Consider the following 15191-nt stretch of genomic DNA (forward strand, 5'->3'; position numbering starts at 1 on the left):
TTCCGCCACAAGCTGATCCCGATCTTCTCGGACGTGATCGACCCCGACCCGGAGGTCGCCGAGGCCATCGACGCCGAGCGCGCGCCCTTCGAGGCGGAGCTCTCCGAGGTGATCGGCAAGACCGAGAGCCTCCTCTACCGGCGCGGCAACTTCAACGGCACCTGGGACGACCTGATCTGCGAGGCGCTGATCGAGCAGCGCGACGCCGAGATCGCCATGTCGCCGGGCGTGCGCTGGGGCCCCTCGCTGATCCCGGGCCAGGACATCACCCGCGAGGACATCTGGAACGTCACCTCGATGACCTACGGCCGCGCCTACCGCACCGAGATGACCGGCGAGTTCCTCAAGGTCGTGCTGGAGGATGTGGCCGACAACATCTTCAACCCCGACCCCTATTACCAGCAGGGGGGCGACATGGTGCGCATGGGCGGCCTCGGCTACCGGATCGACGTGACCGCGCCCGCGGGCGAGCGCATCTCGGAGATGACGCTTCTCGAAAGCGGTGAGTCCATCGACCCCGCGCGCTCCTATGTCGTCGCCGGCTGGGCAAGCGTGAACGAGGATACCGAGGGGCCGCAGATCTGGGACGTGGTGGAGGATCACATCCGCCAGAAGGGCGCCATCAGGATGGAGCCGAACACCTCCGTCGAGGTGACGGGCGTCTGAGACGCCCGCCCTCGCGGGGCCGCAGTCCGCCCATCGAATTCACGAAAGCGAATTCGATGATCTGAAGGGAGACGCAGAGAAATGACGCAGAGCTTCAAGGGACCGACACCCTCGCGCCGGCAGTTCCTGTCCGGTGCGGCGGCCGCCGGCGCCGGCGCGGTCGCCGCCTCGGCCAGCGGGGCCGCGACGCCGGATCCGAACATCACCGAGCTTCAGCCATGGGCCACCGGCCTCGGCGAGGGCGTTGATGCCACGCCTTACGGCATGCCGATCGAGTTCGAGGATCACGTGGTGCGCCGCAATGTCGAATGGCTGACCGCGGACACGATCAGCTCGATCAACTTCACGCCGATCCACGCGCTCGACGGGACGATCACGCCGCAGGGCTGCGCCTTCGAGCGCCACCACTCCGGCGCCATCGAGATGCGCAAGGAGGACTACCGTCTGATGATCAACGGCCTCGTCGACCGGCCGCTGGTCTTCTCCTACGCCGACCTCGAACGCTTCCCGCGCGAGCAGCACGTCTATTTCTGCGAATGCGCGGCGAACTCGGGCATGGAATGGGCCGGCGCGCAGCTGAACGGCGCACAGTTCACGCACGGCATGATCCACAACATGGAATACACCGGCGTGCCGCTGCGTACGCTCCTGCAGGAGGCCGGCCTCGACGCGGCGGGCGATCTCGAGGACAAGTGGATCTTCGTCGAGGGGCACGACGCCTCCTCGAACGGCCGGTCGATCCCGATGTCGAAGGCGATGGACGACTGCCTCGTCGCCTTCAAGGCCAACGGCGAGGCGCTGCGCAAGGAGCACGGCTATCCCGTGCGCCTCGTCGTGCCGGGCTGGGAAGGCAACATGTGGGTGAAGTGGCTGCGCCGCGTGGAGGTCTCCGACGGCCCCACCGAGAGCCGCGAGGAAACCTCGAAATATACCGACGTCCTCGAGGACGGCACCGCGCGCAAGTGGACCTGGGAGATGGACGCGAAGTCGGTCATCACCTCGCCCTCGCCGCAGGCGCCGATCTCCCACGGGGCCGGGCCGCTGGTGATCACCGGCCTCGCCTGGTCGGGCCACGGGGCGATCACCCGCGTCGACGTCTCCAAGGACGGCGGCAGGACCTGGGAGACCGCGCGCCTCGCGCAGCCGGGCGACCCCAAGGCCGTCGCGCGCTTCTACCTCGACACGACCTGGGAGGGCGAGGAGATGCTCCTCCAGTCCCGCGCGGTCGACGAGACGGGCTACGTCCAGCCCACCAAGGCGCAGCTCCGCGAGGTGCGCGGCCTGAACTCGATCTATCACAACAACGCCATCCAGACCTGGCACGTCAAGACGAACGGAGAGGCCGAAAATGTCGAAGTCTCTTAAGCTCTACGGCGGTTCGGCCCTCGGCGTCGCCGTTGTGCTGACGGCGGCCTACAACTTCGCCGACCGCAACGTGACCACCTTTCCCGAGCGGGCGGCGCTCTCCGGGCCGGACCCGATGTTCGAGGCGCGCGCGCCCGAGCCCGAGGCCGGCGGCGGCCTGGTCGCGGCGGCGAACGCGGAAGCCGAAGGCGCCGGGGCGGTCTACGGCCTCGGCCGCGAGGCCCTCCCCGAGGAGGTCTCGGCCTGGGACGTCAACATCATGCCCGACGGCTCCGGCCTGCCGGAGGGATCGGGCTCCGTCCTCGACGGCGAGATGCTCTTCTCGCAGAACTGCGCCGTCTGTCACGGCGAGTTCGCGGAAGGCGTCGGCAACTGGCCGCCGCTCGCGGGCGGCGACGGCACGCTTGCCGACGAGGACCCGGTCAAGACGGTGGGCAGCTACTGGCCCTATCTCTCGACGGTCTGGGACTACGTGCACCGCTCGATGCCCTACGGCGCGGCGCAGAGCCTCTCGGACGACGAGGTCTACGCCATCACGGCCTACATCCTCTACTCCAACTTCCTCGTGGAGGACGACTTCGTCCTGTCGGACGAGAACTTCGCCGAGGTGGAACTTCCCAACGCCGGCAACTTCATCGTCGACGACCGCCCGGAGACCGAATACGCCGAGTGGCGCACCGAGCCCTGCATGGAAAACTGCAAGGACGAGGTGGAGGTCACCATGCGCGCCACGATCCTCGACGTGACGCCGGAGGACGAGGCGGAGGCGGAGGCAGAGGCCACCGAAGAGGCATCCGCCGAGCCCGTCGAGGCGTCGGCACCCGCGTCCGAGAGTGGCGACGGCATGCAGATCGACATGGCGCTCGCCGAGGACGGCGAGGGTGTCTTCCGCCAGTGCAGGGCCTGCCACATGGTCGGCGACGGTGCGCAGAACCGCGTCGGCCCGCATCTCAACGATCTTTTCGATCGGCCTATGGGCGGAATCGACGGGTTCCGCTACTCTGCCACCATGGCGGAGATGGGCGAAGACGGCATGGTGTGGGACGAAGAGACGCTCGCGGAGTTTCTCGAGAAGCCGCGCGACTACGTGCAGGGCACGATCATGTCCTTCAACGGCCTGCGCAGCGACGAGGATGTCGCGGCCGTGGTCGAGTACCTCAAGACCTATCAGGCGAACTAGATGGTGCGGATCACGGCCCAGATCGCCGTGATCATGGCGGCGGCGCTCCCCGGGGGCGCCGCCGTCGCGTCTGAAGAGGCAACGGCCATCGGCGACGCCGAGCGCGGCGCGGCGCTCTACACCGACTGCGTCGGCTGCCACCAGGTGGGCCCTGACGCCGAGAACCGCATCGGCCCGCATCTCAACGACATCTTCGGCCGCCGCGCGGGCGCGATCGAGGGGTTCCCCTACTCCGAGGGCCTCGCGCGCATGGGCGCCGACGGGCTCACCTGGACGCTCGCGACGCTGGACGCCTACATCGAGAACCCGCGCGCGCTGGTCTCGCGCACGCGCATGGCCTATCCGGGCATGGAGCGTGCGGAGGATCGCGGCGATCTCCTCGCCTACCTCCGCCGCTTCTCGGCGAGCCCCGCCAACATCCCCGAGGCCGAGCCCACGGCCGTCCTGCGCGAGGTCGACCTGCCGTCCGAGGTGCTCGAGATCGCGGGCGACCCCGCCTACGGCGAATACCTCTCGGCCGAATGCACCAGCTGCCACCGGCGCGACGGGGCGAGCGACGGCATCCCCTCCATCACCAACTGGCCGGAGGAGAATTTCGTCGTCGCCATGCATGCCTACCGGCAGGAAATCCGCCCGCACCCGGTGATGCAGATGATGGCCAAGCGCCTCTCCGACGAGGAGATCGCGGCGCTCGCCGCGTATTTCGCGCGCATCGAGTAGCCCCGGCGCGCCGGCGTCCTTTTTTCGCCGCACGCTCCGTGACACCGGCCGGGCCCGGACAGGCCGGCGCGGACGCCGGTCCGGCAGGCCGCACATCCCGCAGACCACGCGTTCCACCGGCACGGGCCCATGCCTCTGCCCCCGGTTGCGCCGCCCCCGTCCGGGCGGGAAACTCTGGACCGCGAGGCAAAGACGGGGCACGATCATGACGCAACGTAAAAAACGACGCGGGCCCGACCCCGCGCGAGAAAGGGAGGAGACATGACACTCGACCGACGCACCTTCATCGGAACGACGGCGGCCGCGGCGGCATCGCTCGCCACGCCCATGGTCCGCGCACAGGGACGGCCCCGCGTCGTCGTCGTGGGCGGCGGCTGCGGCGGCGCCACCGCCGCGCGCTACATCGCCAAGGACAGCGAGGGCGCCATCGACGTCACGCTGATCGAGCCCACGCGCACCTACTACACCTGCTTCTTCTCGAACCTCTACATCGGCGGCTTCCAGGAGATGGACGACCTCGGCCACGGCTACGGCACCCTCGCCGCGGACTACGGCATCAACGTGGTCCACGACTGGGTCACCGGCGTGGACCGCGACGCGCGAAGCGTCACGCTCGCGAGCGGGGGGGCGCTCGCCTACGACCGCCTCGTGGTCTCGCCCGGCATCGACTTCGTCGAGGGCGCCGTCCCGGGCTGGAGCGTGGACGACCAGGACGCCATGCCGCACGCCTACAAGGGCGGCACGCAGGCCGAGCTTCTGAAGGCACAGGTCATGTCGATGCCCGAGGGCGGGCGCTACGCCATGGTCGCGCCGCCCAACCCCTACCGCTGCCCGCCGGGGCCCTACGAGCGGATCTCGATGGTCGCCCATGCGCTCGCCCAGGTGAACCCGACCGCCAAGATCCTGATCGTGGACCCGAAACAGACCTTCTCCAAGCAGGCGCTCTTCGAGGAAGGCTGGCAGAAGCACTACTCGGGCATGATCGACCGCATCGGCCCCGATTTCGGCGGCGACAAGGTCGAGGTCGACCCCGCCGCGATGACCGTCACGATCGACGGCATGGTCGAGAAGGTGGACGTCTGCAACGTGATCCCGGCGCAACAGGCCGGTCGCATCGCCCGTCAGGCAGGGCTGACCGAGGGGAACTGGGCGCCGGTGGAGCCCGACAGCATGCGCTCGACGATGGACCCCAACGTCTGGGTGCTGGGCGACGCGACGAGCCAGGGCGACATGCCGAAATCGGGGTATTCCGCCAACAGCCAGGCCAAGGTCGCCGCCATGGCGATCCGGGGCGAGCTCACCGGCAGCGCCGTCTTCCCGGCGCGCTACACCAACACCTGCTGGTCGCTGATCGCCACCGAGGACGGCGTGAAGGTCGGCGCCTCCTACGAGCCCACGGAGGAGAAGATCGCCTCCGTCTCCTCCTTCATCAGCCAGACCGGGGAGGACGCGGCGCTGCGCCGGCAGACCTACGAGGAAAGCCTCGGCTGGTATTCCGGCATCACCAGCGACATGTTCGGATGAGACACGGCCGGCCACGCCCCGCCGGACGCCCCGGCATCCACGTCCCCCGGCCGCGGGCGTCGTTCCATCATCTTGGCCCAAATACTCTCGGGGGGTGAATTGGCCGACGGCCAAGAGGGGGGCAGACAGCCCCCCTGCCCCGGCCGGCCGTGCGCGCCTCAGCCCGCCTCGGCGAGCCTCGCCACGTAGCGCGCGAGCGTGTCCACCTCGAGGTTGACCGCGTCGCCCACCGCCACGCTGCCCCAGGTGGTCACATCCTTGGTATGCGGGATGAAGTTCACGCCGAAGTCGCGCCCCGCGACCTCGTTCACGGTCAGCGACGTCCCGTCGAGCGCCACCGAGCCCTTGGGCGCGATATATTTCGCCAGCGCCTCCGGCGCGCGGAAGGTCACGCGGGTGCTGTCGCCCTCTGCGGCGACCCCCACAACCTCCGCCACGCCGTCGACATGCCCGGAGACGATGTGCCCGCCGAGTTCGTCGCCCACCTTGAGCGCGCGTTCGAGGTTGACGCGCACGCCCGGCGCCCAGTGGCCGAGGTTCGTCTTCGAGAGCGTCTCGGCCGAGTAATCCACCTCGAACCAGTCGGGCCCGAGCGCGACCACCGTCAGGCAGACGCCGTTGCAGGCGATGGAGGCGCCGATCTCGATGGTGCCCGTGTCGTAGCCCGTGGCGATGCGGGCGCGCGTGTCGCCCCGCCGCTCGAGGCTGCGGATCTCGCCCAGATCGGTGACGATGCCCGTGAACATGCCCTGCTCCCTCTCGTGCGCACCGGGAAACCGGTGCGCGGTCATAATTTCGGCCTAGTCATATCTTAAGCACCGCGGCAGATGTAAGGGCGATGCGCATGATGACCACCGCGACCGGGGCGGACAGGATCTTTCTCTTCCTCCAGGGGCCGCACGGGCCCTTCTTCGACGCGCTCGGCCGGATGCTGCGCCGTGCGGGGGCCGAGGTCTGGCGCGTCGGCTTCAACGCGGGCGACGCGGCCTTCTGGTCCGACGGCACGCGCTACATCCCCTATCGCGGCACGGTCCCGGACTGGCCGGCGCGGCTCGCGGCGCTGCTCGCCGAGAAGGGCGTGACCGATATCGTGCTTTACGGCGACACGCGGCCGGTGCATGCCGCCGCCGTGGCCGCGGCACAGGCGCGCGGCGTCACCGTGCACGTCTTCGAGGAGGGCTATCTCCGGCCCTGGTGGGTGACCTACGAGCGCGGCGGCTCCAACGGCAACTCGCGCCTGATGGCAACGCGCGTGGCGGAGATGCAGGCCGCGCTCGCGCTCTCGGACCCGGACGACCCCCTGCCCCCCGCGCACTGGGGCGACACGCGCCAGCATGTCTTCTACGGCGCGCTCTATCACTTCCACGTGCTGATGCGGAACGGTGCCTACCGGCGCTTCCGCCCGCATCGCGCGCTGGACGTCGGGCAGGAATTCCGCCTCTGGCTGAAGCGGCTCCTGCTCATGCCCGCGCTGCGCGCCGAACGGGCGCTGGCGACGCGGCGCGTGCGCGGCGGGGGCTTCCCCTATCACCTGGTGCTTCTTCAGCTCGAACACGACAGCGCCTTCCAGAGCCACTCGCCCTTCGCCACGACCGAGGAATTCCTCGAGCTCGCGCTGGCCGGCTTCGCTGAAGGCGCGCCCCGCCATCACCACCTCGTGGTCAAGGACCACCCGCTCGAGGACGGGCGCGTGCCGGTGCGGCGCACGCTCGCCCGGATCGCCCGGGCGCACGGGATCGCCGAGCGCGTGCACTATGTGCGCGGCGGCAAGCTCGCCCGGCTCCTCGACGAGGCACGCAGCGTCGTCACGGTGAACTCGACCGCAGGGCAGCAGGCGCTCTGGCGGGGCATTCCGCTGCGCTGCTTCGGCAAGGCGGTCTATGCCAAGCCCGAGTTCGTCTCGGATCAGCCCCTCCCCGCCTTCTTCCGCCGGCCCGTGCGCCCCGACGCACGCGCCTACAGGGAATTCCGCCGCTACCTTCTGGAGACGAGCCAGGTGCCGGGCGGCTACTACTCCGCCCGCGGCCGGCGTCAGCTCCTGCGACAGGTGGTGGACATGATCCTCGCCCCCGAGGATCCCTACGACGCGCTGAAGGCGGGGACCGCGGCGCCGCGGCAACAGTTGCGCGCGGTGACCTGAGGGCCGAATCGCTCGGCACTGGCGTCGCGCCCGTGTTTCGGATAACAATGGGAAAAAACCGAGGCAGGATATAACAAGGTCGAGGGAGACCGAGCAGTGACTTCCCATCATCGCTGGGCGCGCCCCGTCGCCCTGCTGCTGGTCGCCACGCTCGTGGCGGGTTGCGGCCTGCCGCGCGGCGGCCCCACGAAACGCGAGATCTTCGCCGGATCGGTGATGAACGAAGGCGACGCCTTCGTCCTCAGCGTGAACGACCGCGTCACCCAGGCGACCGCCGTGCAGCCGGCCCTCGGCTTTTCGGAGGCGTTCAAGTCGGCGGGCGTCCTCGGCTCGGACACGATCCGGCCCGGCGACACGCTCGGTCTCACCATCTGGGAGAACGTCGACGAAGGGCTGCTGACCGGCGAGGCGACGAATTCCACCGTCCTCGAGGAGGTGCAGGTGGACGGCTCCGGCTTCATCTTCGTGCCCTACGCCGGGCGTATCCGCGCCGCCGGCAACACGCCCGAAGCCGTGCGCCGCGTCGTGACCGACCGCCTGTCGGATCAGACGCCGGATCCGCAGGTGGAGGTCCGCCGCCTCGCGGGCGATGGCGCCACGGTGTCGATCTCCGGTGCCACCGGCGGGCCCGGCGTCTATCCGATCGAGCGGCCCACGCGGACCCTGTCGGCCATGCTCTCGGCCGCCGGCGGTGTCGCGATCCCGCCCGAGGTGGCGCAGGTTACCGTGGTGCGCGGCGACGCGCGCGAGACGGTCTGGTTCGAGGATCTCTTCGACCACCCGCGCTTCGACATCGCGCTGCGCGACAATGACCGCATCCTGATCGAGGAGGACAGCCGCGCCTTCACCGTGCTCGGGGCCACCGGCACACAGGCACAGGTGCCCTTCGAGATGCAGACGCTCTCCGCGGTCGAGGCCATCGCGCGCGTCGGCGGCCTGCAGAGCGCCGCGGCGGATCCGACGGGCGTCTTCGTGTTCCGCAACGAACCCGAGGAGATCGCGCAGCAGGTGCTCGGCCGCGACGACCTCGTCGGGGCACAGCGCGTCATCTACGTCCTCGACCTGACGCAGCCGAACGGCATGTTCCTCGCGCGGGATTTCCTGATCCGGGACGGCGACACGCTCTACGTCACCGAAGCGCCCTTCACGCAATGGAGCCGGGTGATCTCGGCCATCACCGGCACGCTCGGCACCGTCTCCACGGTCGACAGCGCCGCGTCCGCGATCAGCGGCGACGAGTGATCGCATGACCCGCCATACGGCGGGCACGGACGCCGGGGGCGAGGGCCCCCGGCGTCTTCGTGTCTACACCGGCGGCTTTCTCGCGCAGCCTCGCCTGCGCCGCATCCTCGCCCTCGCGGGATACCGCATCGCGCTCGGCCTGCCGCGCGCGGGCGACATGGTCGGCGTCTGGGGGCAGAGCCCGACCGCCTGGCGCGGCGAGCGGATCGCCGCGCGCCGCGGCGCGCCGCTGCTGCGCGTCGAGGATGCCTTCCTGCGCTCGCTCTTTCCGGCCCGCGCGCGCGGCGAGGCACCGCTCGGCCTCCTGCTGGATACCCGCGGCGTGCATTTCGACGGCCGCGCGCCCTCGGACCTCGAGCACCTGCTCGCCACGCACCCGCTCGACGACACCGCGCTCCTCGACCGCGCCCGCGAGGGGATCGCGCGCATGGCAGAGGCGCATCTGACGAAATACGCCGCCGTCGACCCGGAGCTGGAGCCGCCCGCGCCGGGCTACGTCCTCGTCATCGACCAGACGCGCGGCGACGCGTCGGTCAGGGCCTCCGGCGCCGGGCCTGCCCGCTTCCGCGAGATGCTGGCGCGCGCCTGCGAAGAGCACCCCGGCGCGCGCATCCTGATCCGCACGCACCCCGAAACCGCGGGCGGCCACCGCCCCGGGCATTTCGGCCCGGAGGACGCGGCCGGCCGCGTCGCGCTCATTGCCGGGCGGCACTCGCCCTGGCGGCTTCTCGAGGGCGCGGTCGCGGTCTACACGGTCTCCTCGCAGATGGGCTTCGAGGCGATCCTCGCCGGCCACCGCCCGCGGGTCTTCGGCCAGCCGTTCTACGCCGGCTGGGGCCTGACCCAGGACGAGGCCGCGCCGGCGCGCCGGACCCGGCGGCTGACGCGGGCACAACTCTTCGCCGCGGCGATGATCCTCTATCCCACGTGGTACGACCCGTACCGCGACCGCCTCGCCAGCTTCGAAGAGGCGCTCGGCACGCTCGAGGCGGAGGCGCGCGCCTGGCGCGAGGATCGGCACGGCTGGGTGGCGACAGGCATGCGCCTCTGGAAACGCGCGCCGCTCCAGCGCTTCGCGGGCCGGCACCGCGGCCTCGTCTTCGAGGACCGCCCGGCCCGCGCGGCGGCCCGCGCCACGGGCGACGGCCGGCGCCTCATGGTCTGGGCCGCGACGGCCGCGGCGGCGCCCGCCGACGCCGTGCGCGTGGAGGACGGCTTCCTGCGCTCGCGCGGCCTCGGCGCCGAGCTGGTGCCGCCGCTCAGCCTCGTCTTCGACGATCTCGGCATCTACTACGACCCGACCCGGGAAAGCCGCCTCGAGCGCCTGATCGCCGCGGCGGCCGGCCTGCGCCCCGGCCAGCGCGCCCGCGCCGAGGCGCTGGCGCGTTTCCTCGTCGCGGCCGGCGTCACGAAATACAACCTCGCCGGCGCGCGCCCCGAGCTGCCCTGCGGCCGGCGCATCCTCGTCCCCGGGCAGGTGGAGGACGACGCCTCCATCCGCCTCGGCGCCGGCGAGGTGGCCACGAACCGCGCGCTTCTCGAGACCACGCGCGCCGCCAACCCGGGGGCGGTCATCCTTTACAAGCCTCACCCGGACGTCGAGGCCGGGCTGCGCCCCGGCGCCGTCCCGGAGGCGGACGCGCTCCGTCACGCCGACGCGGTGGTGGCCCGTGCCGATCCGGCCGCGCTCCTCGCCGAGGTGGACGCGGTCTGGACCATGACCTCGCTCCTCGGCTTCGAGGCGCTCCTGCGCGGCGTGCCGGTGACAACCCTCGGCGCCCCCTTCTACGCGGGCTGGGGGCTCACCCGGGACCTCGGCCCCGTGCCCGCGCGGCGCCGCGCGGGCGTCGATCTGGCGGGGCTCGTGCACGCGGCGCTCATCGCCTATCCGCGCTACCGCGACCCGGTCACCGGCCGCCCCTGCCCGCCGGAGGTCGCCGCCGCGCGCCTCGCCTGCGGCCCCCTGCCCCGCCCCGGCGCGGCCAACCGCGCGCTGGCGAAACTCCAGGGCCTCTTCGCCGGACAGGCCCACCTCTGGCGCTGACACCGGCGCGCGCCACAGGCCCGCGCCACGGGCTCGCGTCCAAGCGTCCACGCCACCTCCCCCGGCAGGCCGCCGCCGGCCCCGGCCGACGGAGCCCCCCGCGAGCCGCCGTACCGCAACGGCAGGCCCGTCACCGCCCCATCATCTTGGCGCAAATACTCCGGGGGTGAATTGGCCGTCAGGCCAAGAGGGGGCAGCGCCCCCTCCGCTCACCCCCGGCGCCAGCGGTGCAGCACGTCGCCCCCGAGCGCCCGCGTCTCCACGAGACGGAAGCGCGGCGCCTCGGTCAACCGGTCGAGGCCGAGCGCGCCCAGCGCCGGCCGCCCCTCCGCGCCGAGGGCGAGCCCGGCGCTCATCACCACGAGTTCGTCGACGAGATCCGCGCCGAGGAGCGCCGCGGCGAGCGCGCCGCCGCCCTCGCAGAAGACCCGCGTCAGCCCCGCCGCGCCAAGCGCCTGCAGGACGCCGGCGGGGTCGAGCTGCCCGTCGGCCACCGGACAGGGCAGGAGCCGCGCCCCCAGGCCCTGCCACGCCGCGACGGACTCCGCGCCGACCTCGGGCCCGTGGCAGAGCCAGACGGGCACCTCCCGCGCCGTGCGCGCGAGCCGCCCCATGAGCGGGATATCCAGCCGGCGGGAGACGGCGACGCGTACCGGCTGATGGTCGACGCCAAGGCCGCGCACGGTGAGCGACGGGTCGTCGGCGCGCGCGGTGCCGGCGCCCACCATCACCGCGTCGTGGCGCGCGCGAAGGCCATGGACCTCGCGCCGCGCCGCCTCCCCGGTGATCCAGCGGCTCTCGCCGGAGGCCGTGGCGATGCGGCCATCGAGCGTGAGCGCGAGCTTGAGCGTCACCTGCGGGCGGCCCTGCTCCACCCGCAGGAAGAACCCGGCGTGATCCTCCGCCGCGGCGTCGGCCATGACCCCGCTCGTCACCGCAACGCCCGCGCGGCGCAAGCGGTCGAACCCGCGCCCGGCCACACGCGGGTCGCTGTCCGCGAACGGAGCGACCACGCGGCGCACGCCTGCCCCCGCGAGGGCCCCGGCACAGGGCGGCGTCTCTCCGTGGTGCGCGCAGGGCTCCAGCGTGACGTAGGCGGTCGCACCCTGCGCCGCGGCGCCGGCCTGCGCGAGCGCCACCGCTTCGGCGTGCGGGCGTCCCCCCGGCCGGGTCCAGCCGCGGCCGATCACCCGGCCCTCCTTGACGATGACGCAGCCGACCGCAGGGTTCGGCCACACCCGGCCACGCCCGCGGCGGCCGAGCGTCAGCGCCACCCGCATCCAGCGGGCGTCGTCCTCCTCGGTCATTCGCCCGGGTCGGCCGGCGACCGGGGCCGCAGTTCCGAGACGAAGTCCTCGAAGTCCTCGACGGCCTGGAAGTTCTTGTAGACGGAGGCGAAGCGGACATAGGCGACGGTATCGATCCGCGCGAGGCTCTCCATGACGATCTCGCCGATGGTCTTGGAGGGGATGTCCGTGTCGCCGAGGCTTTCGAGGCGGCGCACGATGCCGGAGATCATCTGGTCCACCCGCTCGGGCTCGACCGGGCGCTTCTGGAGCGCGATGCGGATCGAGCGCTCCAGCTTGTCGCGGTCGAAATCCTCGCGCCGGCCGTTCGACTTGACCACCACGAGATCGCGGAGCTGCACCCGCTCGTAGGTGGTGAACCGCCCGCCGCAGGCCGGGCAGAACCGCCGGCGCCGGATCGCGACGTGATCCTCCGCCGGGCGCGAATCCTTCACCTGCGTGTCGACATTGCCGCAGAACGGGCAGCGCATCGCCGTCCCCCCATCGCTGTCTCCGGCCGGTGGCCCGGCCGGCCGCTACCACTATAGGGCGACCGCGAGATCGCGGGTAGCCCCAAATCCCGGCAACAAGATATTCACCCCGTCGGGGTGCGGCGCACATGCCGCACCGCGCCGCCCGTCCCGTCACGTCACGTCACGGCGAGAGATGCGCCGCCACGCGGCGGCGGTGGGGGGCGTCGCGATGCTCCACGAGATAGAGACCCTGCCACGTGCCGAGCGCGAGCCGCCCATCGGTCACCGGGATGGACAGCGATACGGGCAGGAGCGCGGCACGCAGATGGGCGGGCATGTCGTCCGGGCCTTCCGTCGTGTGGCGCAGCCAGCGCATCGAGGGATCGTCGGCGCGCGGCGCGATCCGTTCGAGGAAGTCCTGCAGATCGCGGCGCACGTCGGGATCGGCGTTTTCCTGCACGAGGAGCGAGCAGGAGGTATGCCGCACGAAGAGCGTCAGAAGGCCCGTGCCCCGCACCCCCGTACCCTGCACCCACGCCGCCACGGCGCTCGTGATGTCGTGAAACCCGGGCCCCTGCGTGGCGATGGTGAATTCCGTCTGCATGGCGAAAGGCTACCGCCCCGGCGCGGCGACGCAAGGGCGGCTCACCGTGTCCAGGTGTCGCCGCGGTCCGGTTGATCGACGCGGCAGAGGTTCTCCGCCATCGAGACGCTGTAGGTCTCGCCCGCCTCGCGCACCGTGGCGAAACCGCGGCCCGTCGTCTCCGGCCGCGCCTCTCGCGCGACGAGGCGGAAGCTCACCCCCTCGCGCCGGGGGTCGGTCGCCGCGGCATGGCGCGGTTCCGTGAGGACGACGCGATCCGAGGCGCCGCCGTTCAATTCGCGGCGCGCATAGTCCGCCGCGGCGCACCAGAACTGCATCGGCCCGGCGCCGCGCGACTGGATCACCTCGAAGGTGGCCGGCCCCGGCAACGGATTGACGTCGAGCCCGTTTTCAGCGCGAAACGCACCGGCCTGTGACGCCACGAGTGCAAGCGCAAGCCCGGCGAGGAGAGGTCGATATCCCGTCATCACCGACAGGGTAGAGTGGCGACCGCGACGTTCAACTCACGTTTCTGCCAGTACGCCGGGAACGCCCGGCGGGACTGCACGTTGGTCCGCGAGTGAAGGCAACCGAGAGGAGGACGACATGAGCGTCGCACGCGTCACCGAGATTTCCGCCACTTCGCCACACAGCTTCGACGACGCGGTGAAACAGGGCATCACGCGGGCGAACGAGTCGCTCCGCAACGTCAAGAGCGCCTGGATCAAGGACAGCAACGTCGAGGTCGAGAACGGCGACGTCGCCGGCTACCGCGTCAACATGGAAGTGACCTTCGTGCTCGACAAGTGACCCGCAGTTGGCGACCCGCGCGACAGGCCGGCCCGATCGCCGGCCTGTCTCAGGCGCGCTGGCGCCGCGGCCGAGGCAGGCGGCAAAGATCGCGTCCGCCGTCAGGAACAGATCAACGCCGCCGCGTGGAAGGCCTCTGCTCTCGACCGAATGCGGAAAATGATTTCACCGGAGGGGTTCATCTCCGCATCTGAAAACGCCTTTCGGACCGTCGCAAGAGACAGGCGACCGTGCTTCAGTTCGGGTTTGCGGACATAAAACAACAGCCACTCTGCCGTCGGAATGAAGGCGAAGCCCTGTGCTACGTCCTTATCGAAGCGCACGTCCACCTTCTGCCCGGGTCCGGCGCCCGGCGCCGGGCGGGCCGAAATCGACCTCGATCCGTGATCGTCCCGGAACGCATCCAGGAGCGTGTCGAAGGTCGTCCTGACCTCTGGCACGGCGATCCGCGCCCGCCGCTCCCGCAGAAGCGCGCGCCGCTCACTGATCGAGGAAACTCCGCAGCTTGCGGGACCGCGAGGGGTGCTTGAGCTTGCGGAGCGCCTTCGCCTCGATCTGGCGGATGCGCTCGCGGGTGACGCTGAACTGCTGGCCTACTTCCTCCAGCGTGTGGTCGGTGTTCATGCCGATGCCGAAGCGCATGCGCAGCACGCGCTCCTCGCGGGGCGTCAGGCTGGCGAGCACGCGGGTCGTCGTGTCGCGCAGGTTGTCCTGAATGGCGGCATCGAGCGGCAGCACCGCGTTCTTGTCCTCGATGAAATCGCCGAGCTGGCTGTCTTCCTCGTCGCCGATGGGCGTCTCGAGGGAGATCGGCTCCTTGGCGATCTTCATCACCTTGCGGACCTTCTCGAGCGGCATCTGCAGCTTCTCGGCCAGTTCCTCCGGCGTGGGCTCGCGGCCGATCTCGTGCAGCATCTGGCGCGAGGTGCGCACCAGCTTGTTGATCGTCTCGATCATGTGCACGGGGATGCGGATGGTGCGCGCCTGATCGGCGATCGAGCGGGTGATCGCCTGCCGGATCCACCAGGTCGCGTAGGTCGAGAACTTGTAGCCGCGGCGATACTCGAACTTGTCCACGGCCTTCATCAGGCCGATGTTGCCCTCCTGGATGAGGTCGAGGAACTGCAGGCCGCGGTTGGTGTATTTCTTGGCGATGGA

The 15191-nt window shown here is 71.0% G+C and carries 16 protein-coding genes; 9 read left to right on the forward strand and 7 right to left on the reverse strand.

Going from position 1 to position 15191, the window contains the following annotated elements; all coding sequences use genetic code 11:
* The 5 genes from ACESL7_RS05145 to ACESL7_RS05165 form a co-directional block, all read left to right on the forward strand.
* The coding region (locus ACESL7_RS05145; protein ID WP_372892117.1) for a 5'-nucleotidase C-terminal domain-containing protein at positions 1 to 666 on the forward strand (666 nt) is incomplete at its 5' end.
* Between the two features lie 81 nt (positions 667 to 747).
* Positions 748 to 2031 (forward strand): sulfite dehydrogenase, encoded by a 1284-nt coding sequence (soxC, locus tag ACESL7_RS05150; protein ID WP_372892119.1) that lies wholly within the window; start codon positions 748 to 750, stop codon positions 2029 to 2031.
* Positions 2015 to 3211, forward strand: a complete 1197-nt coding sequence (locus ACESL7_RS05155) for a c-type cytochrome (RefSeq protein WP_372892121.1) — start codon at positions 2015 to 2017, stop codon at positions 3209 to 3211. Before soxC ends, ACESL7_RS05155 begins: the two co-directional genes overlap by 17 nt.
* Complete coding sequence (locus ACESL7_RS05160) at positions 3212 to 3931, forward strand: c-type cytochrome (RefSeq protein ID WP_372892123.1); 720 nt, start codon at positions 3212 to 3214, stop codon at positions 3929 to 3931. It abuts the gene before it with no gap.
* Positions 3932 to 4192: 261 nt separating this feature from the next.
* Positions 4193 to 5455, forward strand: coding sequence for an FCSD flavin-binding domain-containing protein (locus tag ACESL7_RS05165; RefSeq protein WP_372892125.1), 1263 nt, complete (start codon positions 4193 to 4195; stop codon positions 5453 to 5455).
* A gap of 158 nt (positions 5456 to 5613) precedes the next feature.
* On the opposite strand, the gene ACESL7_RS05170 is transcribed toward ACESL7_RS05165, so the two are convergent.
* Positions 5614 to 6201 carry a riboflavin synthase gene (locus tag ACESL7_RS05170; protein WP_372892127.1) on the reverse strand — a complete coding sequence of 196 codons (588 nt, stop codon included), beginning with the start codon at positions 6199 to 6201 and terminating at the stop codon, positions 5614 to 5616.
* A 101-nt stretch (positions 6202 to 6302) separates the two neighbouring features.
* Here ACESL7_RS05170 and ACESL7_RS05175 point away from each other — a divergent pair, with 101 nt between their 5' ends.
* From ACESL7_RS05175 to ACESL7_RS05185, 3 genes are all read left to right on the forward strand, one after another.
* The gene (locus ACESL7_RS05175) at positions 6303 to 7595 is read left to right on the forward strand and encodes a capsule polysaccharide biogenesis protein (protein ID WP_372892147.1); all 1293 of its coding nucleotides are present in this window, start codon (positions 6303 to 6305) and stop codon (positions 7593 to 7595) included.
* Positions 7596 to 7691: 96 nt separating this feature from the next.
* The gene (locus ACESL7_RS05180; protein WP_372892129.1) at positions 7692 to 8837 is read left to right on the forward strand and encodes a polysaccharide biosynthesis/export family protein; all 1146 of its coding nucleotides are present in this window, start codon (positions 7692 to 7694) and stop codon (positions 8835 to 8837) included.
* A gap of 4 nt (positions 8838 to 8841) precedes the next feature.
* The gene (locus ACESL7_RS05185) at positions 8842 to 10881 is read left to right on the forward strand and encodes a capsule polysaccharide biogenesis protein (RefSeq protein WP_372892131.1); all 2040 of its coding nucleotides are present in this window, start codon (positions 8842 to 8844) and stop codon (positions 10879 to 10881) included.
* 209 nt (positions 10882 to 11090) lie between these two features.
* Here the strand turns inward: ACESL7_RS05185 and ribD are convergent, their stop codons facing one another.
* The 4 genes from ribD to ACESL7_RS05205 form a co-directional block, all read right to left on the reverse strand.
* Entirely contained in the window at positions 11091 to 12188 is a 1098-nt protein-coding gene (gene ribD, locus ACESL7_RS05190; RefSeq protein ID WP_372892133.1) for a bifunctional diaminohydroxyphosphoribosylaminopyrimidine deaminase/5-amino-6-(5-phosphoribosylamino)uracil reductase RibD, read from the reverse strand.
* Entirely contained in the window at positions 12185 to 12658 is a 474-nt protein-coding gene (gene nrdR / locus ACESL7_RS05195; protein WP_372892135.1) for a transcriptional regulator NrdR, read from the reverse strand. Before nrdR ends, ribD begins: the two co-directional genes overlap by 4 nt.
* Before the next feature lie 163 nt (positions 12659 to 12821).
* Positions 12822 to 13244: a secondary thiamine-phosphate synthase enzyme YjbQ gene (locus tag ACESL7_RS05200; protein WP_372892137.1), complete on the reverse strand. Its 423-nt coding sequence runs from the start codon at positions 13242 to 13244 to the stop codon at positions 12822 to 12824.
* Between the two features lie 41 nt (positions 13245 to 13285).
* Positions 13286 to 13711 carry a hypothetical protein gene (locus ACESL7_RS05205; protein WP_372892139.1) on the reverse strand — a complete coding sequence of 142 codons (426 nt, stop codon included), beginning with the start codon at positions 13709 to 13711 and terminating at the stop codon, positions 13286 to 13288.
* Between the two features lie 118 nt (positions 13712 to 13829).
* Between ACESL7_RS05205 and ACESL7_RS05210 the strand changes: the two genes are divergently transcribed.
* Positions 13830 to 14033: a dodecin family protein gene (locus ACESL7_RS05210; RefSeq protein WP_372892141.1), complete on the forward strand. Its 204-nt coding sequence runs from the start codon at positions 13830 to 13832 to the stop codon at positions 14031 to 14033.
* A 101-nt stretch (positions 14034 to 14134) separates the two neighbouring features.
* On the opposite strand, the gene ACESL7_RS05215 is transcribed toward ACESL7_RS05210, so the two are convergent.
* Both ACESL7_RS05215 and rpoD read right to left on the reverse strand, forming a co-directional pair.
* Positions 14135 to 14473 (reverse strand): hypothetical protein, encoded by a 339-nt coding sequence (locus tag ACESL7_RS05215; RefSeq protein ID WP_372892143.1) that lies wholly within the window; start codon positions 14471 to 14473, stop codon positions 14135 to 14137.
* 40 nt (positions 14474 to 14513) lie between these two features.
* A partial coding sequence (rpoD, locus tag ACESL7_RS05220; RefSeq protein ID WP_372892145.1) for an RNA polymerase sigma factor RpoD occupies positions 14514 to 15191 on the reverse strand: 678 nt, incomplete at its 5' end.

It is taken from the genome of Rhodosalinus sp. (genome assembly GCF_041685465.1).
Taxonomy (GTDB): domain Bacteria; phylum Pseudomonadota; class Alphaproteobacteria; order Rhodobacterales; family Rhodobacteraceae; genus Rhodosalinus.